We start from the raw sequence: 20,447 nt of genomic DNA, 5'->3' as shown, positions 1-20,447 counted from the left end.
AAAATCCGCCGCGGCATTTGCACGCGGGCGGATTTTTTTAAGCTTGATCAGCAGGGTATACAATCCCCATTTGCTTTCTTGCTTCTTCCATAATCTTTGCAGTGGTCAAAGACCGTTCAAATGTATTTTCTTCAGATTCCAGCTTATTCTCTTTTATGAGCGTGACAAATTCTTCTGCTTCATAGAACATCGCTGGTTTAGGATCAGGGATCGCGATGTTTTCAAGGCGGCCGTCCCGGTAGCGGATTTCAACACGTTCAGGCCGGTGAATCGTATCGATTACAATCGTCCCGTCTTCACCCTGGATTTCAGCCGGGGCATAGGAAGTAGAGATTTTGGAATGCATCAGAACAGCTTCGAACCCGTCGTAAGACAGAATGACAGTTCCTTCTCCGTCCACTCCGGAGGATAAAGCATATCCGTTTGCTTTTACATCCTTCGGCGCGCCAAACAACACAACAGCCGGATAAATACAATAGACGCCAATATCCATTAATGACCCATTGGAAAGCTCAGGCTGAAACGCATTCAAAACAGTTCCGCTTCTGAACGCGTCATATCGTGAGGAATACTGGCAGTAGCTTGCGGTAAATCTGCGGACAGTGCCGATTTTATGCAGGTGTTTTTTCAGCTCTTTGAAATTCGGCAGGAAAGTGGTCTTCATTGCTTCCATGAGAACAACGCCGTTTGCCTTAGCTGCTGAGATCATCTCTTCTGTTTCTTTTGTATTCGAAGCAAACGGTTTCTCACAAAGCACATGCTTGCCATGGTTCATAAAGAGAACGGCTTGTTCCTTGTGAAGAGCGTTCGGGCTCGCTATGTATACGGCATCAAAGCAATCGCTCGCCGCCATTTCCTGAAGGTCTGAGAAGGCATGCGCAGCGTTGTGTTTAGCAGCAAACTCGCCAGCGCGTTCAGCCGATCTTGAATAAACAGCAGTCAGCTGAAAATCTTCGATATCCGCTGCTGACTCAAGAAAGCGGTCTGTAATCCAGTTGGTTCCTATTATTGCAAAACGTATCACTCGTATCGCTCCTTTTGTATGATATAGCTAAATTATAGCTTAAAAAGAACAAAATCACATGATAGATATAAATAGAATGTTAAAACCGTGAAAGCTTTTCCAGCAATTAACGGTTTTTATTTTTCATTATAGGGACGATAGTGTACAATTTAATTAAACTATGTATGACGGAGGAACGATAGTGGAGACGTTGCAAACATGGAGCGGCAGATTCAAGCGATTCTTCTTGGATAATAAGTTTGTTTTATTTTTGCTTGTGCTGCTGCTGATTGGTTTAAATATTCTAGTATTTACAAAAACATCATTTATTTTCACCCCGATTATTGTTCTGCTCAAAACGATATCACTTCCGATTATTTTGACAGGCATTGTTTTTTATCTGTTAAACCCAGTCGTCGATTTTCTGGAGAGAAGAAGAATAAGAAGAATCTATTCTATATTGCTGCTATATCTATTGGTTATCGGGCTGATCACGATCACGATCGTGTCCATCATTCCCTTCTTAAAAGAACAAATTATGAGTTTGATTGACAATATCCCGAGATATGTGGACGTCGTTGAAAATCAGACGAAACAGCTGATTGGCAGCAACTTCGTCAATCAAGCCCAGCAAACGATGAACATTAATATATCTGATCTTGCTACAAAGGTTTCGGATCAGGCAGCGACGATCGTGAACAGCACCTTTACCGGTGTTGGGAATTTTATCGGCGCCCTGACTGAGATTATCATTTCGATCGTCACGGTTCCGTTTATTCTATTTTATTTGCTAAAAGACGGAAGAAAATTACCAGTCTACATACTGAAGTTTGTGCCGACTCGATTGAAAGAACAGACATATACAGTCTTAAGCGAAATGAATCATCGGTTAAGCTCTTATATCAGAGGCCAGATCATTGTCAGCTTCTGTATCGGGTTTTTGCTGTTTATCGGTTATTTGATTATCGGGCTGGATTATGCTTCATTGCTTGCAGTCATTGCGGCTTGCACAAGCATCGTTCCATATTTAGGGCCAACGATTGCCATTACACCTGCGATTATCATTGCCATAGTGACATCGCCGCTCATGCTGCTTAAGCTGGTGATCGTTTGGACCATTGTTCAGCTGATTGAAGGGAAGCTGATCTCTCCGCAAATTATGGGAAAAAACCTTCACATCCATCCGATTACGATTATTTTTCTGCTGTTAACAGCCGGCAAGCTGTTTGGCGTTGTTGGAATCATTCTTGCGATTCCCGGCTATGCGGTTGCCAAAGTCATTACGACACATTTATTTGACTGGTTTAAAATGCGGTCACATTTATACGATGAAGAAAAAAATGAAAATACGCCGGGGCATAAAGTGTGATTTTCGTTTATAGTTATATAAGACGGGCTTTCCATTTATGGGAAGCTCCCGTTATGTAAAAAAATAAATGTCTAATGGGGAGAATCAAAATCATGACTCTATGGGAATTGTTTGTAGCCGCCATTTTAGGAATCGTAGAAGGATTAACAGAGTACGCGCCGGTTTCTTCGACAGGACATATGATCATAGTAGACGACATCTGGCTTAAATCAAGTAATCTGATGTCAGAAGAAGCTGCTAACTCATTCAAGGTGGTTATTCAGCTAGGCTCCATTTTAGCAGTAGCTATCGTGTTTAAAGACCGAATTTTAAATTTACTGGGCTTGAAAAAAAATATTACAAGCGACCAGGAGCAGGGACATAAATTAAGCATTGCCCAAATTGCCGTCGGACTCGTGCCTGCAGCTGTTCTCGGCTTTTTGTTTGAAGATTACATTGATGAATATTTATTTTCTGTCAAAACTGTGGCCATCGGTTTAATTGCCGGGGCAATCCTGATGCTTTTTGCTGACTGGGTCAATAAGCGGAAAACAGCGACTGACACACTCGACCGCATTTCCTATAAACAGGCGATAGCAGTCGGCTTATTCCAATGTCTTGCCCTTTGGCCGGGTTTCTCACGTTCTGGTTCAACCATATCCGGAGGTGTTATTCTCGGATTAAACCACCGAGCTGCAGCCGACTTTACGTTTATTATGGCGATGCCGATCATGATGGGAGCCAGTTTTCTAAGCCTCGTGAAGCATTGGGACAGCTTAAGCTCGGATCTGATGCCATTTTTCATCGTCGGCTTTATCTGTGCCTTTGTGGTCGCACTGTTTGTCGTCCGTTTCTTCTTAAGGCTGATTAACAAAATCAAACTTGTCCCATTTGCTATCTATCGAATTATTCTCGGTGTGATTTTACTTTTGATCATGATGTAAGTCGAAAATAAGGCTCTTTTACGAGCCTTATTTTTTCTGTCAATTCAAGAGGAAACAGCTTGTTTTTCAAAATAAAATCATCTATAATAAACATGACGTTACATACGGGGCCATAGCTCAGCTGGGAGAGCGCTACGCTGGCAGCGTAGAGGTCAGGGGTTCGAGCCCCCTTGGCTCCATACCTTTAAACCCTTATTCTATAAGGGTTTTTTTGTTTTGAGGAAAAGGTTTCATTCTCTGAATCCTCCAGTTGAGCGAAGTCAAAGTGAGCAGTTTATCTGTCAATCATGAATTTTCCAATACCTCCTTTTGTTCCTCAAAGACCGTCATGTCTTCCAAAGGAGGGGAGTAGACATGAAGAGACACCATTCGTTCGGATGTGGGATTGGACATTTTGTGAATTAAACCTTTGGTTGAAATAAGGCATTCTCCTTCGTGGACAAAGTATGAATTGGAGAGTTCTGCGTGTTCGCCGGTTGAGCGATAAATAGAATTAAGAAGCTTTCCTTCTAACACCATTGCACAACCAATGGATTGACCATGATCGTGTACTGTTGTCTCCTTGTTTGGCGGAATGTTAATCACGATAATTTCCAATTCATTATTTCGATAGATGGCATTTCGGCCGTAAGCGTACTGGTCTGGTTCCTTAATATACGGTTGACTTAATTTTGCTGCGTTTGGAATTTTTTTTAAAGACGTTGCTAAATCTTTAACCGATGGATTTTTCAAGCCGCTAAAAATGTCTTGGATACACTCATACAGTTCCATTCGTTTTTGCCTCCCGGAATATTTAGAATTTCCTTACATTGGTATTTCATAGGTTAATTCATGGTATTTACCCATATACAATTTAGAGGCGGCAAACGCCCAGTGAACACAAAAAAATGTGGGGGCAAAATGTTGTCTTATCACCAACTTATTCGAGTTTATTAGTTGGAATAGTGGATTGAAAGGATTAAAACGGCCTGCTTTAATTCGCTTGAGGGAACGAGCAGGGCTCCATAAGTGCAGTTCTAGGCCCCTTGGCTCCAAAACACAATATCGGGGAAAAGCTTTCAGACTTTTTATGTTGTGCTTGAAATTTACTCCATTGACAAAACACAATCGATTTGAAATAATATTTGATTATATGCTCATTCATTCACATAATTATAATAAAATAATATCATTTCCCCTGAAAGGGATAATATTAGAATGAAAGCTAATGGTATGCAAAATCTATTAGCTTCTTTTGTTTTCAAAAAATGATGTGTTTCGCATGTATTCATATAGGAAGGAATGACAACATGAAGACAAAACACTATTGGGTGATTTCTTTGCTCGCCGTCTTAGCGGTCGGGCCGGGATTGATGTCTAACACGGCATTGTCGTCAGTTCAAGGCCTTGTTCAGAAAGCGGTTGGAACAAGTGTCTTCACATCAGTAAATCCGATATTGATCGGCAATATGGCCTTTGCCTTGTTAGTTCCGGCAGGACCGCTGCTGAGGAAAAAATTCGGTGCTCGTCCCGTCTATCTGGCTTCATTACCTGTCTTTATACTAGGTTCACTGCTCATCGCATGTTCAGGCGATATTGCATGGATGGCGGCAGGGCGCTTTTTACAGGGAGCGGCAACAGGCGTCATGCTGATGATTATGATTCCAATGCTTGTACTGTCATTCCCGATTGAACGCAGGAATTATGCACTGCTTGTGCTGATCGGGGGATTCTATGGTTCTGTTATCATCGGCACAATCCTCGGAACCATTGCAACAAGCTGCGGGCATTGGAGATGGCTGTTTTTCATCTTTGGCACCTTGTCCCTGATCGGTGTCGCGGTGAGCTATTTCTTTCTTCATGACGAGCATCACGGGGCGTCGGATCAAGAACAGCCGCTTGATCATGCGGGAATTCTTTTATCTGTTTTCCTTGCCGCAGCCTCAGCGGTTTCATTCATTTTTCTGCAAAAATGGGGGCTGTTATCGGGTTATGTATGGATTGGTTTCGGGGTGACGTTATGTTTGCTCATTGGTCTATTGATTGTGGAATATAAAGTGAAAAACCCATTCATATCTATTAAACTGATGCTGCTGCCAAAACCGGTGCTTGGCTTATTGATCATAGCTGCAGGGACGATAACGGTAGCTGTCAGCCTGTCTGCTTTTCAAGGCTTGCTCCGTCAAATGTATGATATTTCTCAGGAGCATCTCATTTTTTTAAACTTGACTCTTTTAATTGGAGTGGCGATCGCGGCCATTTTAAGCGCTCTGTTATACGATAAAGTCGGACCAGGGATGCTCGGTATTATCGGCGGACTCATTCTCGTCTTTGTGAATTTTCAATGGCTGCATATGCAGGATCGATCATCTCTTTATATGTTCGCGGCACTGTTTATCATGCTTGCAGCGGGAACAGGCCTGACAGTCGCCGCAGGGCTGATGGGAGCTGCCATGGGAGGCCCGCTGCCTGATTTGGTCAAGAGAATGACAGCTGTTCAGTTTTTAAGATTGTTTGTCTATATGGGAGTTCCTATTCTCATCGGCTTTTTCACGAAAAAAGATGCTGCCAGACAAAGCGGTTCGGTACAGGATTCTATGATGACTGCTTATCATGATCTCTTCTTCATTTCTTTTATCCTTAGCGTGCTGCTCGTCTGCCTGTCATTTTGTATGAATGCCACTGGAATGGGGCACAAGCTGGCACATAAACCACATGATAAAGCGAAAACAGCTCCGGAAAAACCGGCCGTTTCAGCAGAAGGTTTGTCGAAGGCAACTGTCAAATCATATAAAGTAATAAATGATACGGAATATCGGAATGCACTCAGAAATTTACAAAAATAGAAACATGGTAAAAACCTTTTCATTGAGCGAAAAGGTTTTTGTTTTGCAATCTTTTCCCAACTTTATCCCTAAAGAATTGAAAAATATTAGAAGTGCAAGTAAAATTCTAAAAGGTAGATTCTTTTACATTCGTAATCTTTTAATTCGAAGGAAGGTTTTCATGGCCCGTAAAAAACTTAAAAAACGTAAACTCTTGATTTCACTATTTTTCATTGTATCGATTCCGCTAGCTCTGTTTGTTTTAGCGACAACTTTATCAAAACCGATTGAAACATCCAAAGAAACTGAAGAAATCGATGAACAGCAAGTATTTATAGACAGTCTGTCCGGACATGCCCAAATTTTGTATGAAAAATACCATGTTCTCCCCAGCATTACAATTGCTCAGGCCATTCTCGAATCGGACTGGGGGAACAGTGAACTGGCTGCTAAGGCCAACAACCTTTTTGGCGTAAAAGGGAATTATAAAGGCCATCATGTCACGATGGAAACGGACGAAGTTGAAAAAGGGAAAAGAAAAACCATTCGCGCGAAGTTTCGAAAATACAGCACGTTTTTTGAATCTATGGATGATCACGCCCAATTGTTCGTCCGTGGCACATCGTGGAATAAAAAGAAGTATAAACCGGTGCTTGAGGCAGGGAATTATAAGGAAGCGGCAACCGCCCTGCAAACATCAGGATATGCTACAGACCCTGACTACGCTGACAAAATCAGTGCTATTGTGGAAAAATACGATTTAGATGAGTACGATGAGGTAAATCCATCCCTCAAATCTGTGGATTTAAACGCCTCTATTAAAGACTGTGCCGTTCAAGACGTATGGTCCAAGCCTTCTACTGATGATCGGTCCATAAGGCTTACCTCTGCCCAATCTTACGTCGGCAAAGACATAAAGGTTGTGTCTAAAAAACAGAAAGGCCAGTCTATATGGTACCAATTCCAAATCAATGATAAACTTATTGGCTGGATTGATGATTCAGCTGTTGAAATAAAGGAGGCAACCTAAGCCCTTTTTACTGGTATTTTTAATTCTTTGTTCCAATCCGGGGAATTTGAGGTATAATATTCCACGGAAGTTATCACTTTTTAACTATGCTTTCGGGAGGGAACAAAGGTGCAGAAATATAGACGCAGAAACACGGTTGCCTTTACAGTATTAGCTTATTTTACTTTTTTTGCGGGAGTATTTTTGTTTAGTATCGGACTCTATAATGCTGATAATCTGGAACTCAATGAAAAAGGTTATTACATCGCTGTTATGATACTTGTAGCAGTTGGTGCGATTCTTACACAAAAAGTGACCCGTGATAATGCGGAGGATAACGAAATCATCGCGGAACAGGAAAAAAGACAAAATCAATCTCATATCGAATCATAAAAAAATCCGGCGACTGCACGCCGGATTTTTTGATATCACCCTGTAAACACTTCGCCATCAGGGTAACGGATATTTGATTGCTCTGTTTTTGCGAATGAAAACACGAACGTTAAAGGACCAATTCTTCCGATAAACATGATGACAATAATGATACACTTGCCAGCTGTTGTCAGTTCAGGAGTAAGCCCCATCGTAAGGCCGACAGTTCCGAATGCGGAAAAGGTTTCAAACACAATTTGAAGAAATGGCGCTTGTTCTGTGATCGTCAGGGCGAAAATCCCTAAAAACACGATGAACAAACTGGTGACGCTCACAGCTAAAGCTTTAATGATAATCGGATATTTGATGGAACGGCGGAAAATAACCGTTTCTTTTTTACCTCTCAAGTAAGCAATAACAGATGTTAAAATCACGATGAACGTAGTCAGCTTAATGCCGCTCGCCGTTGATGCGCTTCCTGCTCCGATAAACATCAATAATAAAGTAAATACAATTGTTCCTTCTCTCATGCTTCCAAAATCTAGAGAATTGAAGCCTGCGGTTCTCGGCGTCACTGCCTGAAAATAGGACGCCCACAGTTTATCCACTATATGCAGGTGGCCGAGCGTGCCGGGGTTGCTGTATTCTAAAATAAAGACCGTAAGCATAGCAATCGCATTCAACATCAGCGTTCCTGTAAGCATGAGCTTTGTATGTAAAGAAAAAGCTTTAAAACGCCGATTTTTCATCACATCAAACAGAACCGTAAATCCGATCCCTCCTGTAATAAATAAGAAAGTAATCACGAGGTTTACTGTAGGATCGCCAACGTAGCTCATCAAATTATCAGGCCACAGCGAAAACCCGGCATTGTTAAAAGCAGAAATTGCGTGAAACAAACTTGCAAACAAGCCGGATGACCAGCCGTACTGAGGTACAAGCCGGATGGATAAAATGAGTGCTGCTATCAATTCAATACTGATCGAAAACAGAAACAGGACTTTGACAAGGCCAATGACACCGCCGATTGTCGGCTGGTTTAAGGCTTCCTGGACGAGAATTCGTTCTTTTAAGCCGATTTTTTTTCCTAATATCATGACGATCAAGACCGCAAATGTCATAAATCCAAGCCCGCCAATCTGAATCAGCCCCATAATAACTGTTTGCCCGAATACCGTAAATTGAGTACCGGTATCGACAACAGCAAGCCCTGTAACAGTTGTAGCGGAAGCCGCAGTAAAAAGGGCATCTATCCATGACAATGGCTTCGTAGTGGAAATCGGAAGCATTAATAGGACAGCCCCGATGATAATGGTAAGGAAAAAACCAATGGCAAGCACTTGAGGCGGTGTAAACCGAACCCATTTGATCACTTTATCCTTTTGAAGTGTCACCTTTGTCTACATCCCTTCGTTTTCAAAACGTTTAATATCCTTTTTGTGGCCCATGATCACCAGGCAATCTTGCTCGTGAATGATGTCTTCAGGCGCGGGGGAAAGACAGATATCTCCATGATGTTTGATGGCCAGGATCGTGCAGCCGTACTTTGCTCTTACATTCAGGTCAATAATCGATTTTGAATCAAGCTTGCGCGTAGCCAGCAGCTCGACAATACTGTATTCATCAGATAGATCAATGTAATTCAAAACATTTTCGTCTGAAAGGCTTTGTGCGATTTTAACCCCCATATCTTTTTCGGGATGAATAATGCGGTCAGCGCCGATTTTTTCAAGCACCTTGTGATGATAATAGTTTTGAGCCTTCACCCAAATATTTGGAATATCAAGCTCCTTTAATAATAGGGTGGTCAGCGTACTCGCTTGAATATTTGCTCCGATGGCAACAATCACATATTCAAAATTGCGTATTCCTAATGAAAGCAATTCGTTTTCTTCGGTGGCGTTGGCAATTACCGCATGAGTGGCGTAAGAAGCATATGCATTGACCTTTTCTTCGTTGATATCAACCGCAAGGACCTCATGCCCCATTCTATGAAGTTCTTTACAAATGCTGCCGCCAAATCGGCCCAGCCCGATCACGGCAAATTGCTTATTTTTAATTCTTCCCAATGTTCATATCTCCCTTAGTGAATTAACGTTTTTGAAGCAAAAAAGACCATTGCAAAGAATGGCCGATAATAGACCTCCTCTCTGTATACGCCTACGAGGTTAGCTGTCGGATTAGGGATTCAGAGTACCCCCTCTTACTTAGTAAGATTCACCCCAAGGCTGTTAATAAAACAGCCAATCGTTGGTTCCCCCGTTCGTGTTTGATTAAGCGATAAAAGAGACTGTATGAAATTGAACACTCAAGAATTTACTCCTGTTTCTAGTGTTTGTCAATTTAAATTTTAAACCAGAAAAAAGATAACGGGAATTAGAGAAAAAGGGGAGGGTAAAACGCAAAAAAGACCGGCGTTAACCGGTCTTTTACATTAGTTGCAACCGCAAGGCTGAGTCGGAGGAGTGCTGCGCTTAGCCACGTCAATGCTGGCTTCTGCGTAAAATTTATTTCCGATGCTTAATGATTTATTCTCTGCACGGAAAGTATATGTACCTGCGGCAGGAAGTGTTTTGTTATTCAGTTTTAATTTAAATTCGCCAGCTCCTAACAAATCAAGTGCCAAAGGAACTCTTACTGTTTTCCCGTTATTGAGGATCTGTGTTGTACGCAAGGCATTTCCGTTCAATGTGTCTTTCGTGTTTGCAGTAAATCCGCTTGGCAATGTAAACTCCATAACGCCAAGGCTGAGAAGCGTGTTTGGACGGTAAGTCAATTCGATATCTGAGAAAGACCATTCCGTTTTGCTGGCGCCAGTGATTGTTGCGAACAATGAAGCTGTAGACTGTGTTCTCATAGTAGATTCAGTATGAGCTTTAGTTGATGTAGATTCAGCCGCGAAAGAAGCTGTAGGTGCAGAAACGAGTAACCCAAGACTTAATGCACTAATTGCCAAAGAAGATAATAATTTGCGTTTCATAACAAAATTCCCCCTAAAAAATGATAAATTAAACAGGCCTGCCCGCTTTTCACCTCCTCTGAAGGCCAAATACAAATTTTACCTACATAAAATTACCATCAAATATTTTGGAAGTAAATGGGGTGTTTTTCCCGTATTTTTCAAATTTGTAGTAGTTACATCAAAAAAACGCCTGGTTTCCCAGGCGTTTTCTGCTTTACTTTGTTTCGATCGGTATAAATTTAAAAATTTCTCCGGTCTGCACCGATTCAGCAAGCCGTTTCAGCCAGTCATAGTAAGCTTTAGAGCTTTCCAGCTGATCATATAACTGCAGTGCTTCATTTTTGATATCCTCATCGAGATCTTCCTTGCTTAAAACCTTTTGTAAATCAGCTTGTGCTTCCTCGATCGCTGTTACATTCACTTGAACCTCCCGCTCCCATTTAGGTGGAAAGAAATTTGTGAAAAATTTAAAGAAATCCTTCTCAGCCACAAATGTATGCTTGCGGATGCCCCGGTGAAATGTTTTTTTCACTACATTTAAGTCTTGAAGCTTTTTGACGCCAGTGCTCATGCTTGGTTTGCTCATTTGCAACTCCTCACGCATTTCGTCAAGCGTCATCTCATCCCTCATATACATCGTCCCATATAAAATCCCGACACTGCGGGTAATTCCGTAAAGATCCATCGTTTCAGCAATGGAGTCAATAACAAGATCCCGAGCCTGTTCTATAGCTGCAAATTCTGGATTTTCATCCATACTGACCCTCTTTTCCTTTAGAAAATTAAATTCGTTAAGTTATTTCTTTATGTTCTTTATCTTAACGAAACATGAGGAAAAGTCAAAAAGAAAAATCAAAATGGGACTTTGACAGTTTAAAAACCATATGTTAGATTAAGGTTGTTAAAAACATTAAATTTTTATTTAACAAACTTTATTTACGTCAAGGAGGCTTATATGAGTCAAACATTATTCATTGACGGAGAATGGATCAGTGCCGAAAAAGAACAGATCCGCAGTATTATCAACCCATTTAATCAAAAAGAAATTGCAACTGTAAGCGAGGGAGGGCGAGAGGACGCCATCAAAGCAATCGCAGCCGCACGTAGAGCATTTGACAAAGGAGAATGGTCTTCGCTATCCGGGCTTGAACGCGGGAAAATTGTTCTGAAAATTGCGGAATTAATCAGACGCGATCTTGAGGAGCTGGCTGAGCTTGAATCTCTTGATACAGGAAAAACACTCGAAGAAAGCAAGGCCGATATGGACGATATCGCCAATGTTTTTCAATATTACGCCGGCTTGGCAGACAAAGATGGCGGAGAGATCATTTCATCTCCGATTCCTGATTCAGAAAGCAAAATTATTAGGGAGCCAATCGGGGTTTGCGGCCAGATCACTCCATGGAATTATCCGCTCCTTCAAGCGAGCTGGAAAATCGCCCCTGCACTGGCCGCAGGAAACACAATCGTCATGAAGCCGAGTGAGATTACGCCGCTGACGACAATCAAAGTCTTTAAGCTGATGGAAGAAGCCGGTGTTCCAAAAGGTGTTGCAAATCTTGTTCTTGGACCGGGAGCCACAGTGGGCGACGAGCTTGCCGTAAACAAAGACGTCGATTTGATTTCATTTACGGGCGGAATTGAAACAGGCAAAAAAATCATGCGGGCGGCAAGCGGAAACGTCAAAAAAATCGCCCTTGAACTTGGCGGGAAAAACCCAAATATTGTTTTCAAGGACGCGGATTTAGAAGTTGCGGTTGATCAGGCCTTAAACGCTGTATTTTTCCACGCCGGCCAAGTATGCTCTGCAGGTTCCCGCTTGCTTGTTGAGGATGCCATTCATGATCAATTTTTGGCGGAGCTGGTCAAACGGGCAAAACGCATAAAACTCGGAAACGGTTTTCATGCTGAGACAGAAAGCGGTCCGCTTATTTCGGCGGAGCACAGGGCAAAGGTAGAAAAATATGTTGAGATCGGAATAGAGGAAGGCGCGAAGCTGGAGACAGGAGGCAAACGCCCGGAAGATCCTGAGCTTCAAAACGGCTTTTTCTATGAACCTACTATTTTCTCAAACTGTAATTCTGACATGAGAATCGTTCAGGAAGAGGTTTTCGGTCCTGTATTGACAGTCGAAACCTTCAGCTCTGAAGAAGAGGTAATCGAGCTTGCGAATGATACCATCTATGGCTTGGCTGGAGCGGTATGGTCAAAAGACATTGAAAAGTGCGAACGGGTAGCTGCCCGCTTGAGAATGGGAACCGTTTGGATCAACGATTTTCATCCGTACTTTGCACAAGCGCCATGGGGCGGATATAAGCAATCCGGGTTCGGACGCGAGCTTGGAAAAATAGGCCTTGAAGAATACACAGAAGTCAAACATGTATACCGCAATACAAAACCGGCAGCGGTTAACTGGTTCAATTCATAAGAGGGGGAGATTGATGATGACATTAAATATGAAGGTAGAAAGCATGCAGAAATTCCACACATTTGAAATTCCGACTGTGATTAAGCATGGAATCGGATCCATCAAGCATACGGGTGAGGAAGTAGCTGCACTGGGCGTTTCAAAAGCGCTCCTTGTCACAGACCCTGGGATTTATAAAGCCGGTGTTGCTGATCCCGTAATCGAATCACTTAAAGAAGCAGGCATTGAAGTGGTACTCTTTAATAAAGTTGAGCCAAACCCGCCTGTCCGTCTGGTGAATGAAGGATCTGAGCTTTACAAAAAAGAGAACTGTAATGGTTTGGTGGCAGTCGGAGGCGGAAGCTCCATGGATACAGCAAAAGCAATCGGAGTAGAAGCGACTCACGAAGGAAGCGTGCTTGATTATGAAGCGGCAGATGGGAAAAAACCGCTGGAAAACCGCATTCCTCCGCTGACGACAATTCCCACTACAGCTGGAACCGGATCAGAAGTAACCCAATGGGCGGTTATCACAGATGAAGAAAGAGAATTCAAATTCAACACGGGCGGTCCGCTGATTGCAGCGCACTTGACAATCATTGATCCTGAGCTTCATGTTTCAATGCCTCCGCATGTAACAGCTATGACGGGAATTGATGCGCTCGCCCATGCCATTGAGTGCTATACAATGAAATTTGCACAGCCAATCACGGATGCGGTTGCCTTAATGGCGATTGAGTATGCCGCTCATTACATCAAGAGGGCATTTGCTGATGGAGAGGATCTGGAAGCAAGGTACGGAATGGCGCAGGCTGCGATGCTTGCCGGTCTTTCTTACGGAAGTGAATCAGCGGGCGCTGCTCATGCGATGAGCCAAACGCTTGGCGGTATTATCCCAGTCGCTCACGGCCAATGTGTAGCGGCGATGATGGGCCCTGTCATGGAATACAACTGGAAGGGCTATCCTGAGAAGTTTGCGCGTATTGCGAAAGCGTTCGGTATTGATACAAGCAAGATGACAACAGAAGAAGCTGCGAAAGCATCTGTCAATTGGATGTATGATCTGGTCGAAGATTTAGAAGTGCCGACTTTAGAAGAGCAGGGAGTATCACCTGATATGATCGAACGCTTGTCTAAAGAAGCAATGAAAGATCCGCAAACCTTCGGAAACCCTAGAGATTTAAATGAAAAAGCATACAACTGGATCTACAAACGCTGCTTTAACCTTACGCCTAAAACGGTATAATCAAAATCCCGCTCCTTTACAGAGCGGGATTTTTTGGGATAATGAAGCATAGGTGGAAATTTTAGATAAGAAGGAAGGTGCCAGCTGATGTGGAAGCGTATGACTGCAAAAGCGGAAGGCTTATATATCGCAGATACAAAAAGCTTCGTAACAAAGCAAATGGACAAGCTTGATTTTGATTATGGCGGCATCCCCGGCGACTTGCATTTTGGCCTGACCAAAAAAGCGGGAGCCAGAGAACCAATGTTTTCAAGAGGGACTGAAATTTTCAACCGCAGACAAATTTCAATTGTTTCAATAGAGGAATGCAACGAAATCGCTTTAAAAATGGGAGTGCCGAGAATTTTGCCGGAATGGCTCGGGGCGAATGTGGCAGTCAGCGGTATGCCAGATCTTACTTCATTAAAAGAAGGAAGCCGGATTATTTTTCCGAGCGGAGCGGCTCTGCTGTGTGAGGGCGAAAATGATCCGTGTATCCAGCCGGGAGAAGTCATTCAGTCTTATTATCCGGACCAACCGAAGCTGGCGTCGGCTTTCGTCCGCCACGCACTGGGCATTAGAGGGATTGTCTGTATTGTGGAGAGACCTGGTGCTGTTTACACAGGTGATGAAATAGAAGTTCATTCCTATCAGCGAAAAGTCAAACGAAAAGCAGAAAGGGTCTGATTAAATCAGGCCCTTTCTATCTTTTCTTTAATTTCTTTCATTTGGCTGAGGTGCCGTTTTTCATGATGGCCGATAAAATCGATCCACTGTCTGACAGTCAGCTCTTGAAACACAGGATGCGGAAGCACTCTTTCAAAATCTTCTTCTTTCAGAGAGGCAATCGCAGCAGTCAGCTGCTCTCTTACCACATCAAGCTCACGTTTCATTTGGCTGCCTGAAATAAAATCATGCGCAGGCTCAAGATGACTCGGGGCTTTCCGTTTATTATTTCTGTCCTGTGCTACCTCAAGCAATTTTTCTTCAATTTCTTTAATCGGAGCGTCCTTTACACGTTCCTTCAACATTTTTTGTGCGGTCATATCGATTTTTTTCAAATGGTCAAGAACTTCCCGTATGCTCCATTCTTCAGCAGAAGGCTTTTGATTCAGCTTTTCGTCAGAAAGTCCTTTCAATTCGTTCCACGTTTCTAATCTGGCTTCATTAAAGATACTCATCATATCTCCTCCTAAAATGACATTACCATATATATAAGCAATTATCATTTATAAAGCACTTCAAATGGGTTATTTGTCTTAAAATTTTGAAACTTTTCCCGGGGTGTCACGTATTAATGGTAACGGCAGCCGTTCATCAATGCATTGATGAAGAAAGGATGAGGAAATTGGAGTTATTTGGAGTACCTATACAAACAATTTATCTTTATACGCTTATTATTGCGGGCAGCCTTACGCTGTTATTTCTGTTTTTCGGAGATGTATTTGCAGGGCTGCCAGAAGGCATTCCGTTTCTTAATCCGACATTAGTGCTCTCATTTTTCACATGTTTTTCAGCGGGCGGATATATAGGTGAACTCGTATTGCCTCTGTCGAGCTTGCTGATTGCGCTTTTATCTTGCATCCTTTCAATCATGCTGGCGGTATTGCTTCACATCTTTGTACTGGTACCATTATCATCTGCAGAAGAATCATTGGCATATAGAGAAGATGATCTCAGAGGAAGACTCGGTAAAGTGATTACAGCTGTGCCGGTTGACGGGTTTGGTGAAGTGGTCATAGAAGGGATAGGCGGGACCATTTCAAAGTCAGCGGTCAGTTTTGATAATCAGCAGATCAGTTACGGGACAACGGTGTTAGTCGTAGATATTAACAACGGAGTTCTTTCGGTTACTCCGCATGAACCCATTTAACATACAAGGAGGAATTTGATATGACAATGCCGATTATAATGATCATCGGAGTTGTATTCTTTTTATTAATTGCACTAATAGCTGTGTTTATTACGAAGTATCGTACAGCAGGGCCTGATGAAGCGTTAATTGTAACAGGGAGCTATCTGGGCAATAAAAATGTTCATGTCGATGAAGGCGGCAACCGTATTAAAATCGTCCGCGGCGGAGGAACCTTTGTCCTTCCCGTCTTCCAGCAGGCAGAGCCGCTAAGCTTATTATCAAGCAAACTCGATGTTTCGACACCTGAAGTCTATACAGAACAAGGAGTGCCAGTAATGGCCGATGGAACTGCGATTATTAAAATCGGCGGTTCTATAGGAGAAATCGCTACAGCGGCCGAACAATTTTTAGGGAAATCAAAAGACGACCGTGAGCAGGAAGCGCGGGAGGTTTTAGAAGGCCACCTTCGTTCCATTCTCGGCTCAATGACAGTAGAAGAAATCTATAAAAACAGAGAAAAATTCTCTCAAGAGGTGCAGCGTGTCGCTTCACAGGATCTCGCGAAAATGGGGCTTGTAATCGTCTCGTTTACCATTAAAGATGTTCGTGATAAAAACGGTTATCTTGAATCATTAGGGAAACCGAGAATTGCCCAAGTAAAACGCGATGCTGATATCGCGACAGCAGAGGCTGATAAAGAAACCCGAATTAAGCGGGCAGAAGCCGATAAAGACGCAAAAAAATCAGAACTTGAACGGGCGACGGAAATCGCTGAAGCTGAAAAAATCAATCAGCTCAAAATGGCTGAATTCCGCAGAGAACAAGATACGGCAAAAGCGAATGCCGACCAGGCATATGATTTAGAGACTGCCAGAGCGCGCCAGCAAGTCACAGAGCAGGAAATGCAGGTTAAAATTATCGAACGCCAAAAACAAATAGAACTAGAAGAAAAAGAAATTCTTCGCCGTGAACGTCAATACGACTCAGAGGTAAAGAAAAAAGCCGATGCAGACCGTTATTCTGTTGAGCAGTCCGCAGCAGCTGAGAAAGCCAAACAGCTCGCGGAAGCCGATGCCAAGAAGTACAGTATTGAAGCAATGGCAAAGGCTGAGGCGGAAAAAGTAAGAATTGACGGGCTAGCAAAAGCAGAAGCGGAAAAAGCGAAAGGAGAGACAGAGGCAGAGGTTATCCGCCTGAAAGGTCTTGCAGAAGCGGAAGCAAAAGAGAAAATTGCGGCCGCCTTTGAACAGTACGGGCAGGCGGCGATTTTCGATATGATTGTCAAAATGCTTCCGGAATACGCGAAACAAGCAGCGGCACCTCTTTCAAATATTGATAAAATCACCGTTGTCGATACAGGAGGAAGCGGTGAATCAAGCGGAGCAAACAAAGTAACCAGCTATGCGACGAACTTAATGTCAAGTTTGCAAGAAAGTTTAAAAGCATCCTCAGGAATTGATGTAAAAGAAATGCTTGAGAACTTTTCAGGAAAAGGAAACGTAAAACAAAGCATTAATGAATTAACAAATGAAATCAAAGAAGCCAAAACGATCCAAAAATCAGAGTAAGGAAAGGGCAGAACCGTATGGTAACTGTACGTGAAGCGAAGTTAGAGGATATAAAGGACATTGCAAAAGTGCATGTAGACAGCTGGAGGACAACATACCACGAAATTATCCCGATTGATTATTTAAACAGCCTGAACTATAAGGAATTTGAAGACAAATGGAAAAGTCGCTCGTTAAAGGGAGTATTTGTTGCTCAGGACGAAAAGGGTTCAGTATTCGGCTTTGCTTCATTTGGACCTATTCGCTCTGAACAAGAAGGCTATGACGGCGAGTTATACGCTATTTATCTTCTGGAAGAGCGCCAGCGGCAAGGTGCAGGCAGGGCGCTCTTAGCAAAAGGAGCGGAGTATTTGCTTCAACATGGCTTTTCAAGTATGTTTGTTTGGGTTATTGAGCAGAATCCCTCGATAATATTTTATCAGGCTTATTCACCTGAAAGAGTAGCGGAGGACAACTTTGAAATTGCCGGAGTAAGGTTGAAAGAAGTAGGTCTTGGCTGGCCGGATCTTTCAGCTTTAAAAACACTTCTTAACAGATAACGAACAATCCCCCAGCGGAATTCGCTGGGGGGATTGTTATTTTTACGCTTTGTCACTTTTAAGCAAACGGGGTGCTGTCATAAATAATAGACATAGGACAATTGCACAAATAATGAATGAAGGAACCATGTAAGTCGCATTATAAGTTAAAGAATAAATCCATACCGGTGTTCCTTTTGGAGCAAAGCTGCCGAAAAACACAGCTCCTGAAATGACATGCGCGGCATAGCGCAGCAAACTGCCGATAAAAACTGCGCTGACCACTGAAACAATCAATTTCCCTTTTGTTTTTGATACAGCGGCTTTACGGACAGAAGAAGCGAAACAGCCGCTTATGCCGATTGCTGCGAAAGCGACAATGTAATCTAACAATAGCTGTACAGGATGTTGAGCAAACAAGTTTCCGATTGCTATTTGTACTAGACCTGTCAACAAACCTGTAGTAAGACCTGCTTTGACACCCCAGCGAAACGAAATTAAAAAGATCGGAATCATCATGATGGAGACCGAGCCTCCTTGAGGCATGCTAAGAAACATTCCTGAGACAATGTCTAAAATAACGGCTGCCGCTGTCATAATGGCAATTTCAATAAGGCGAACCAGTTGCTTAGATTGATTCATATCTATCTCCTTCCATTGATAGACAACCAAAAGGACAACAAAAAAGCAGCACGCGGAAGGATGAGAAAAGTTCCACGCACTGCTTTACGATCTGCAATTCATTTGACTTTGCCACATCCCTACGCCAGCGTTAACTAACAGGTTCAAAGGGTCAGAACGAAACCGCTCACTCTCAGCTTTAATGCTCCCCTTGTGGTCATCAGTATTTAGTTCGTTTCTACTATACAAGAAAACGAAAAAAACAACAAGATCACATGACTGATGTATATGTTCTTTTAAGAAACTTATATGATACACACGCTTTAGAAATCATGGCGAGGATTATAGTTTATTTGTTTTATAGATTTTTTCAAAAAACTATTGCAATAAATAAATACAGGTGTTATATTATTAAACGTCGCTGATGCACAGCGGACACAAACTAGATGCTTCAAAACAACTTTAAAAAAGTTGTTGACAAAAAAGAAGTTGAATGTTATATTAGTAAAGCTGCTTCATTGAGAAGTAACGAAATGATCTTTGAAAACTAAACAAGACAAAACGTACCTGTTAATTCAGTTTTTAAAAATCGCACAGCGATGTGCGTAGTCAGTCAAACTAGGGCCTGCAAGACGCAGGTCACACAGGTGTCGCCGCAGGATGCGGTGAACTTAACCTGTGATCCATTTATCGGAGAGTTTGATCCTGGCTCAGGACGAACGCTGGCGGCGTGCCTAATACATGCAAGTCGAGCGGACAGATGGGAGCTTGCTCCCTGATGTTAGCGGCGGACGGGTGAGTAACACGTGGGTAACCTGCCTGTAAGACTGGGATAACTCCGGGAAACCGGGGCTAATACCGGATGGTTGTTTGAACCGCATGGTTCAAACATAAAAGGTGGCTTCGGCTACCACTTACAGATGGACCCGCGGCGCATTAGCTAGTTGGTGAGGTAACGGCTCACCAAGGCAACGATGCGTAGCCGACCTGAGAGGGTGATCGGCCACACTGGGACTGAGACACGGCCCAGACTCCTACGGGAGGCAGCAGTAGGGAATCTTCCGCAATGGACGAAAGTCTGACGGAGCAACGCCGCGTGAGTGATGAAGGTTTTCGGATCGTAAAGCTCTGTTGTTAGGGAAGAACAAGTACCGTTCGAATAGGGCGGTACCTTGACGGTACCTAACCAGAAAGCCACGGCTAACTACGTGCCAGCAGCCGCGGTAATACGTAGGTGGCAAGCGTTGTCCGGAATTATTGGGCGTAAAGGGCTCGCAGGCGGTTTCTTAAGTCTGATGTGAAAGCCCCCGGCTCAACCGGGGAGGGTCATTGGAAACTGGGGAACTTGAGTGCAGAAGAGGAGAGTGGAATTCCACGTGTAGCGGTGAAATGCGTAGAGATGTGGAGGAACACCAGTGGCGAAGGCGACTCTCTGGTCTGTAACTGACGCTGAGGAGCGAAAGCGTGGGGAGCGAACAGGATTAGATACCCTGGTAGTCCACGCCGTAAACGATGAGTGCTAAGTGTTAGGGGGTTTCCGCCCCTTAGTGCTGCAGCTAACGCATTAAGCACTCCGCCTGGGGAGTACGGTCGCAAGACTGAAACTCAAAGGAATTGACGGGGGCCCGCACAAGCGGTGGAGCATGTGGTTTAATTCGAAGCAACGCGAAGAACCTTACCAGGTCTTGACATCCTCTGACAATCCTAGAGATAGGACGTCCCCTTCGGGGGCAGAGTGACAGGTGGTGCATGGTTGTCGTCAGCTCGTGTCGTGAGATGTTGGGTTAAGTCCCGCAACGAGCGCAACCCTT

The 20,447-nt window shown here is 43.2% G+C and carries 19 protein-coding genes, 1 tRNA gene, 1 rRNA gene and 2 riboswitches (1 of these 23 running past the window's edge); of the genes, 13 read left to right on the top strand and 8 right to left on the bottom strand.

From position 1 onward, the window contains the following. Positions 1–37: 37 nt before the first annotated feature. Entirely contained in the window at positions 38–1,024 is a 987-nt protein-coding gene (gene iolU, locus NSQ16_RS16165; RefSeq protein ID WP_003228926.1) for a scyllo-inositol 2-dehydrogenase, read from the bottom strand. A 181-nt stretch (positions 1,025–1,205) separates the two neighbouring features. On the opposite strand from iolU, the gene NSQ16_RS16160 reads away from it, so the two are divergent. The 3 genes from NSQ16_RS16160 (at position 1,206) to NSQ16_RS16150 (ending at position 3,474) form a co-directional block, all read left to right on the top strand. Next, positions 1,206–2,372, top strand: a complete 1,167-nt coding sequence (locus NSQ16_RS16160; protein WP_038429517.1) for an AI-2E family transporter — start codon at positions 1,206–1,208, stop codon at positions 2,370–2,372. Positions 2,373–2,464: 92 nt separating this feature from the next. Further along, positions 2,465–3,295: an undecaprenyl-diphosphate phosphatase gene (locus NSQ16_RS16155; RefSeq protein WP_014477785.1), complete on the top strand. Its 831-nt coding sequence runs from the start codon at positions 2,465–2,467 to the stop codon at positions 3,293–3,295. A gap of 106 nt (positions 3,296–3,401) precedes the next feature. Continuing rightward, positions 3,402–3,474, top strand: a tRNA-Ala gene (locus NSQ16_RS16150). A 106-nt stretch (positions 3,475–3,580) separates the two neighbouring features. On the opposite strand, the gene cdoA is transcribed toward NSQ16_RS16150, so the two are convergent. Next, entirely contained in the window at positions 3,581–4,066 is a 486-nt protein-coding gene (cdoA, locus tag NSQ16_RS16145; RefSeq protein WP_029726532.1) for a cysteine dioxygenase, read from the bottom strand. Positions 4,067–4,584: 518 nt separating this feature from the next. Between cdoA and NSQ16_RS16140 the strand changes: the two genes are divergently transcribed. The 3 genes from NSQ16_RS16140 (at position 4,585) to NSQ16_RS16130 (ending at position 7,501) form a co-directional block, all read left to right on the top strand. Continuing rightward, a complete protein-coding gene (locus tag NSQ16_RS16140) occupies positions 4,585–6,120 on the top strand; it encodes an MFS transporter (protein ID WP_339232313.1) in 1,536 nt (511 codons plus the stop codon). Positions 6,121–6,280: 160 nt separating this feature from the next. Further along, positions 6,281–7,129 carry an exo-glucosaminidase LytG gene (gene lytG / locus NSQ16_RS16135; RefSeq protein ID WP_339232311.1) on the top strand — a complete coding sequence of 283 codons (849 nt, stop codon included), beginning with the start codon at positions 6,281–6,283 and terminating at the stop codon, positions 7,127–7,129. A 108-nt stretch (positions 7,130–7,237) separates the two neighbouring features. After that, on the top strand, positions 7,238–7,501 hold the full coding sequence (locus NSQ16_RS16130; RefSeq protein WP_003222348.1) for a YiaA/YiaB family protein: 264 nt from the start codon (positions 7,238–7,240) through the stop codon (positions 7,499–7,501). A gap of 35 nt (positions 7,502–7,536) precedes the next feature. Here NSQ16_RS16130 and ktrB read toward each other — a convergent pair whose 3' ends face one another. From ktrB to gbsR, 4 genes are all read right to left on the bottom strand, one after another. Beyond that, a complete protein-coding gene (ktrB, locus tag NSQ16_RS16125) occupies positions 7,537–8,874 on the bottom strand; it encodes a Ktr system potassium transporter KtrB (protein ID WP_339232310.1) in 1,338 nt (445 codons plus the stop codon). A 6-nt stretch (positions 8,875–8,880) separates the two neighbouring features. Beyond that, a complete protein-coding gene (gene ktrA / locus NSQ16_RS16120; protein ID WP_003228942.1) occupies positions 8,881–9,549 on the bottom strand; it encodes a potassium uptake protein KtrA in 669 nt (222 codons plus the stop codon). Between the two features lie 72 nt (positions 9,550–9,621). Continuing rightward, positions 9,622–9,770: riboswitch (cyclic di-AMP (ydaO/yuaA leader) on the bottom strand. 144 nt (positions 9,771–9,914) lie between these two features. Then, a complete protein-coding gene (gene bslA / locus NSQ16_RS16115; protein WP_003243556.1) occupies positions 9,915–10,460 on the bottom strand; it encodes a biofilm surface layer hydrophobin BslA in 546 nt (181 codons plus the stop codon). A 196-nt stretch (positions 10,461–10,656) separates the two neighbouring features. Further along, on the bottom strand, positions 10,657–11,199 hold the full coding sequence (gene gbsR / locus NSQ16_RS16110; protein WP_015251366.1) for a transcriptional regulator GbsR: 543 nt from the start codon (positions 11,197–11,199) through the stop codon (positions 10,657–10,659). A 198-nt stretch (positions 11,200–11,397) separates the two neighbouring features. On the opposite strand from gbsR, the gene betB reads away from it, so the two are divergent. The 3 genes from betB to NSQ16_RS16095 all read left to right on the top strand — a co-directional run bounded on the left by betB (position 11,398) and on the right by NSQ16_RS16095 (position 14,761). Then, the gene (gene betB, locus NSQ16_RS16105; protein ID WP_339232309.1) at positions 11,398–12,870 is read left to right on the top strand and encodes a betaine-aldehyde dehydrogenase; all 1,473 of its coding nucleotides are present in this window, start codon (positions 11,398–11,400) and stop codon (positions 12,868–12,870) included. 16 nt (positions 12,871–12,886) lie between these two features. After that, positions 12,887–14,095 carry a choline dehydrogenase gene (gbsB, locus tag NSQ16_RS16100; protein ID WP_339232742.1) on the top strand — a complete coding sequence of 403 codons (1,209 nt, stop codon included), beginning with the start codon at positions 12,887–12,889 and terminating at the stop codon, positions 14,093–14,095. A gap of 87 nt (positions 14,096–14,182) precedes the next feature. Next, positions 14,183–14,761 carry an MOSC domain-containing protein gene (locus NSQ16_RS16095; protein WP_003243361.1) on the top strand — a complete coding sequence of 193 codons (579 nt, stop codon included), beginning with the start codon at positions 14,183–14,185 and terminating at the stop codon, positions 14,759–14,761. Positions 14,762–14,766: 5 nt separating this feature from the next. On the opposite strand, the gene NSQ16_RS16090 is transcribed toward NSQ16_RS16095, so the two are convergent. After that, on the bottom strand, positions 14,767–15,255 hold the full coding sequence (locus tag NSQ16_RS16090) for a DinB family protein (protein ID WP_327837247.1): 489 nt from the start codon (positions 15,253–15,255) through the stop codon (positions 14,767–14,769). 167 nt (positions 15,256–15,422) lie between these two features. On the opposite strand from NSQ16_RS16090, the gene NSQ16_RS16085 reads away from it, so the two are divergent. The 3 genes from NSQ16_RS16085 to NSQ16_RS16075 are packed head-to-tail and all read left to right on the top strand — an operon-like array spanning position 15,423 to position 18,036. Next, positions 15,423–15,947 carry a hypothetical protein gene (locus NSQ16_RS16085; RefSeq protein ID WP_327837245.1) on the top strand — a complete coding sequence of 175 codons (525 nt, stop codon included), beginning with the start codon at positions 15,423–15,425 and terminating at the stop codon, positions 15,945–15,947. A 20-nt stretch (positions 15,948–15,967) separates the two neighbouring features. Further along, positions 15,968–17,497, top strand: coding sequence for a flotillin lipid rafts scaffold protein FloT (floT, locus tag NSQ16_RS16080; protein WP_003228960.1), 1,530 nt, complete (start codon positions 15,968–15,970; stop codon positions 17,495–17,497). Between the two features lie 17 nt (positions 17,498–17,514). Then, entirely contained in the window at positions 17,515–18,036 is a 522-nt protein-coding gene (locus NSQ16_RS16075) for a GNAT family N-acetyltransferase (RefSeq protein WP_070547681.1), read from the top strand. A gap of 42 nt (positions 18,037–18,078) precedes the next feature. On the opposite strand, the gene thiT is transcribed toward NSQ16_RS16075, so the two are convergent. Further along, entirely contained in the window at positions 18,079–18,657 is a 579-nt protein-coding gene (gene thiT / locus NSQ16_RS16070) for an energy-coupled thiamine transporter ThiT (RefSeq protein ID WP_003228966.1), read from the bottom strand. Between the two features lie 99 nt (positions 18,658–18,756). Next, positions 18,757–18,858: riboswitch (TPP riboswitch) on the bottom strand. Positions 18,859–19,323: 465 nt separating this feature from the next. Between thiT and NSQ16_RS16065 the strand changes: the two genes are divergently transcribed. Continuing rightward, positions 19,324–20,447: ribosomal RNA gene (locus NSQ16_RS16065) — 16S ribosomal RNA — on the top strand (it continues 426 nt past the right edge of the window).

Origin of the sequence: Bacillus sp. PS108 (genome assembly GCF_037963335.1) — a bacterium.
GTDB lineage: Bacteria > Bacillota > Bacilli > Bacillales > Bacillaceae > Bacillus > Bacillus subtilis.
Note: the sequence above shows the minus strand (reverse complement) of the source record. Positions and strands in the feature narration are given on the sequence as shown.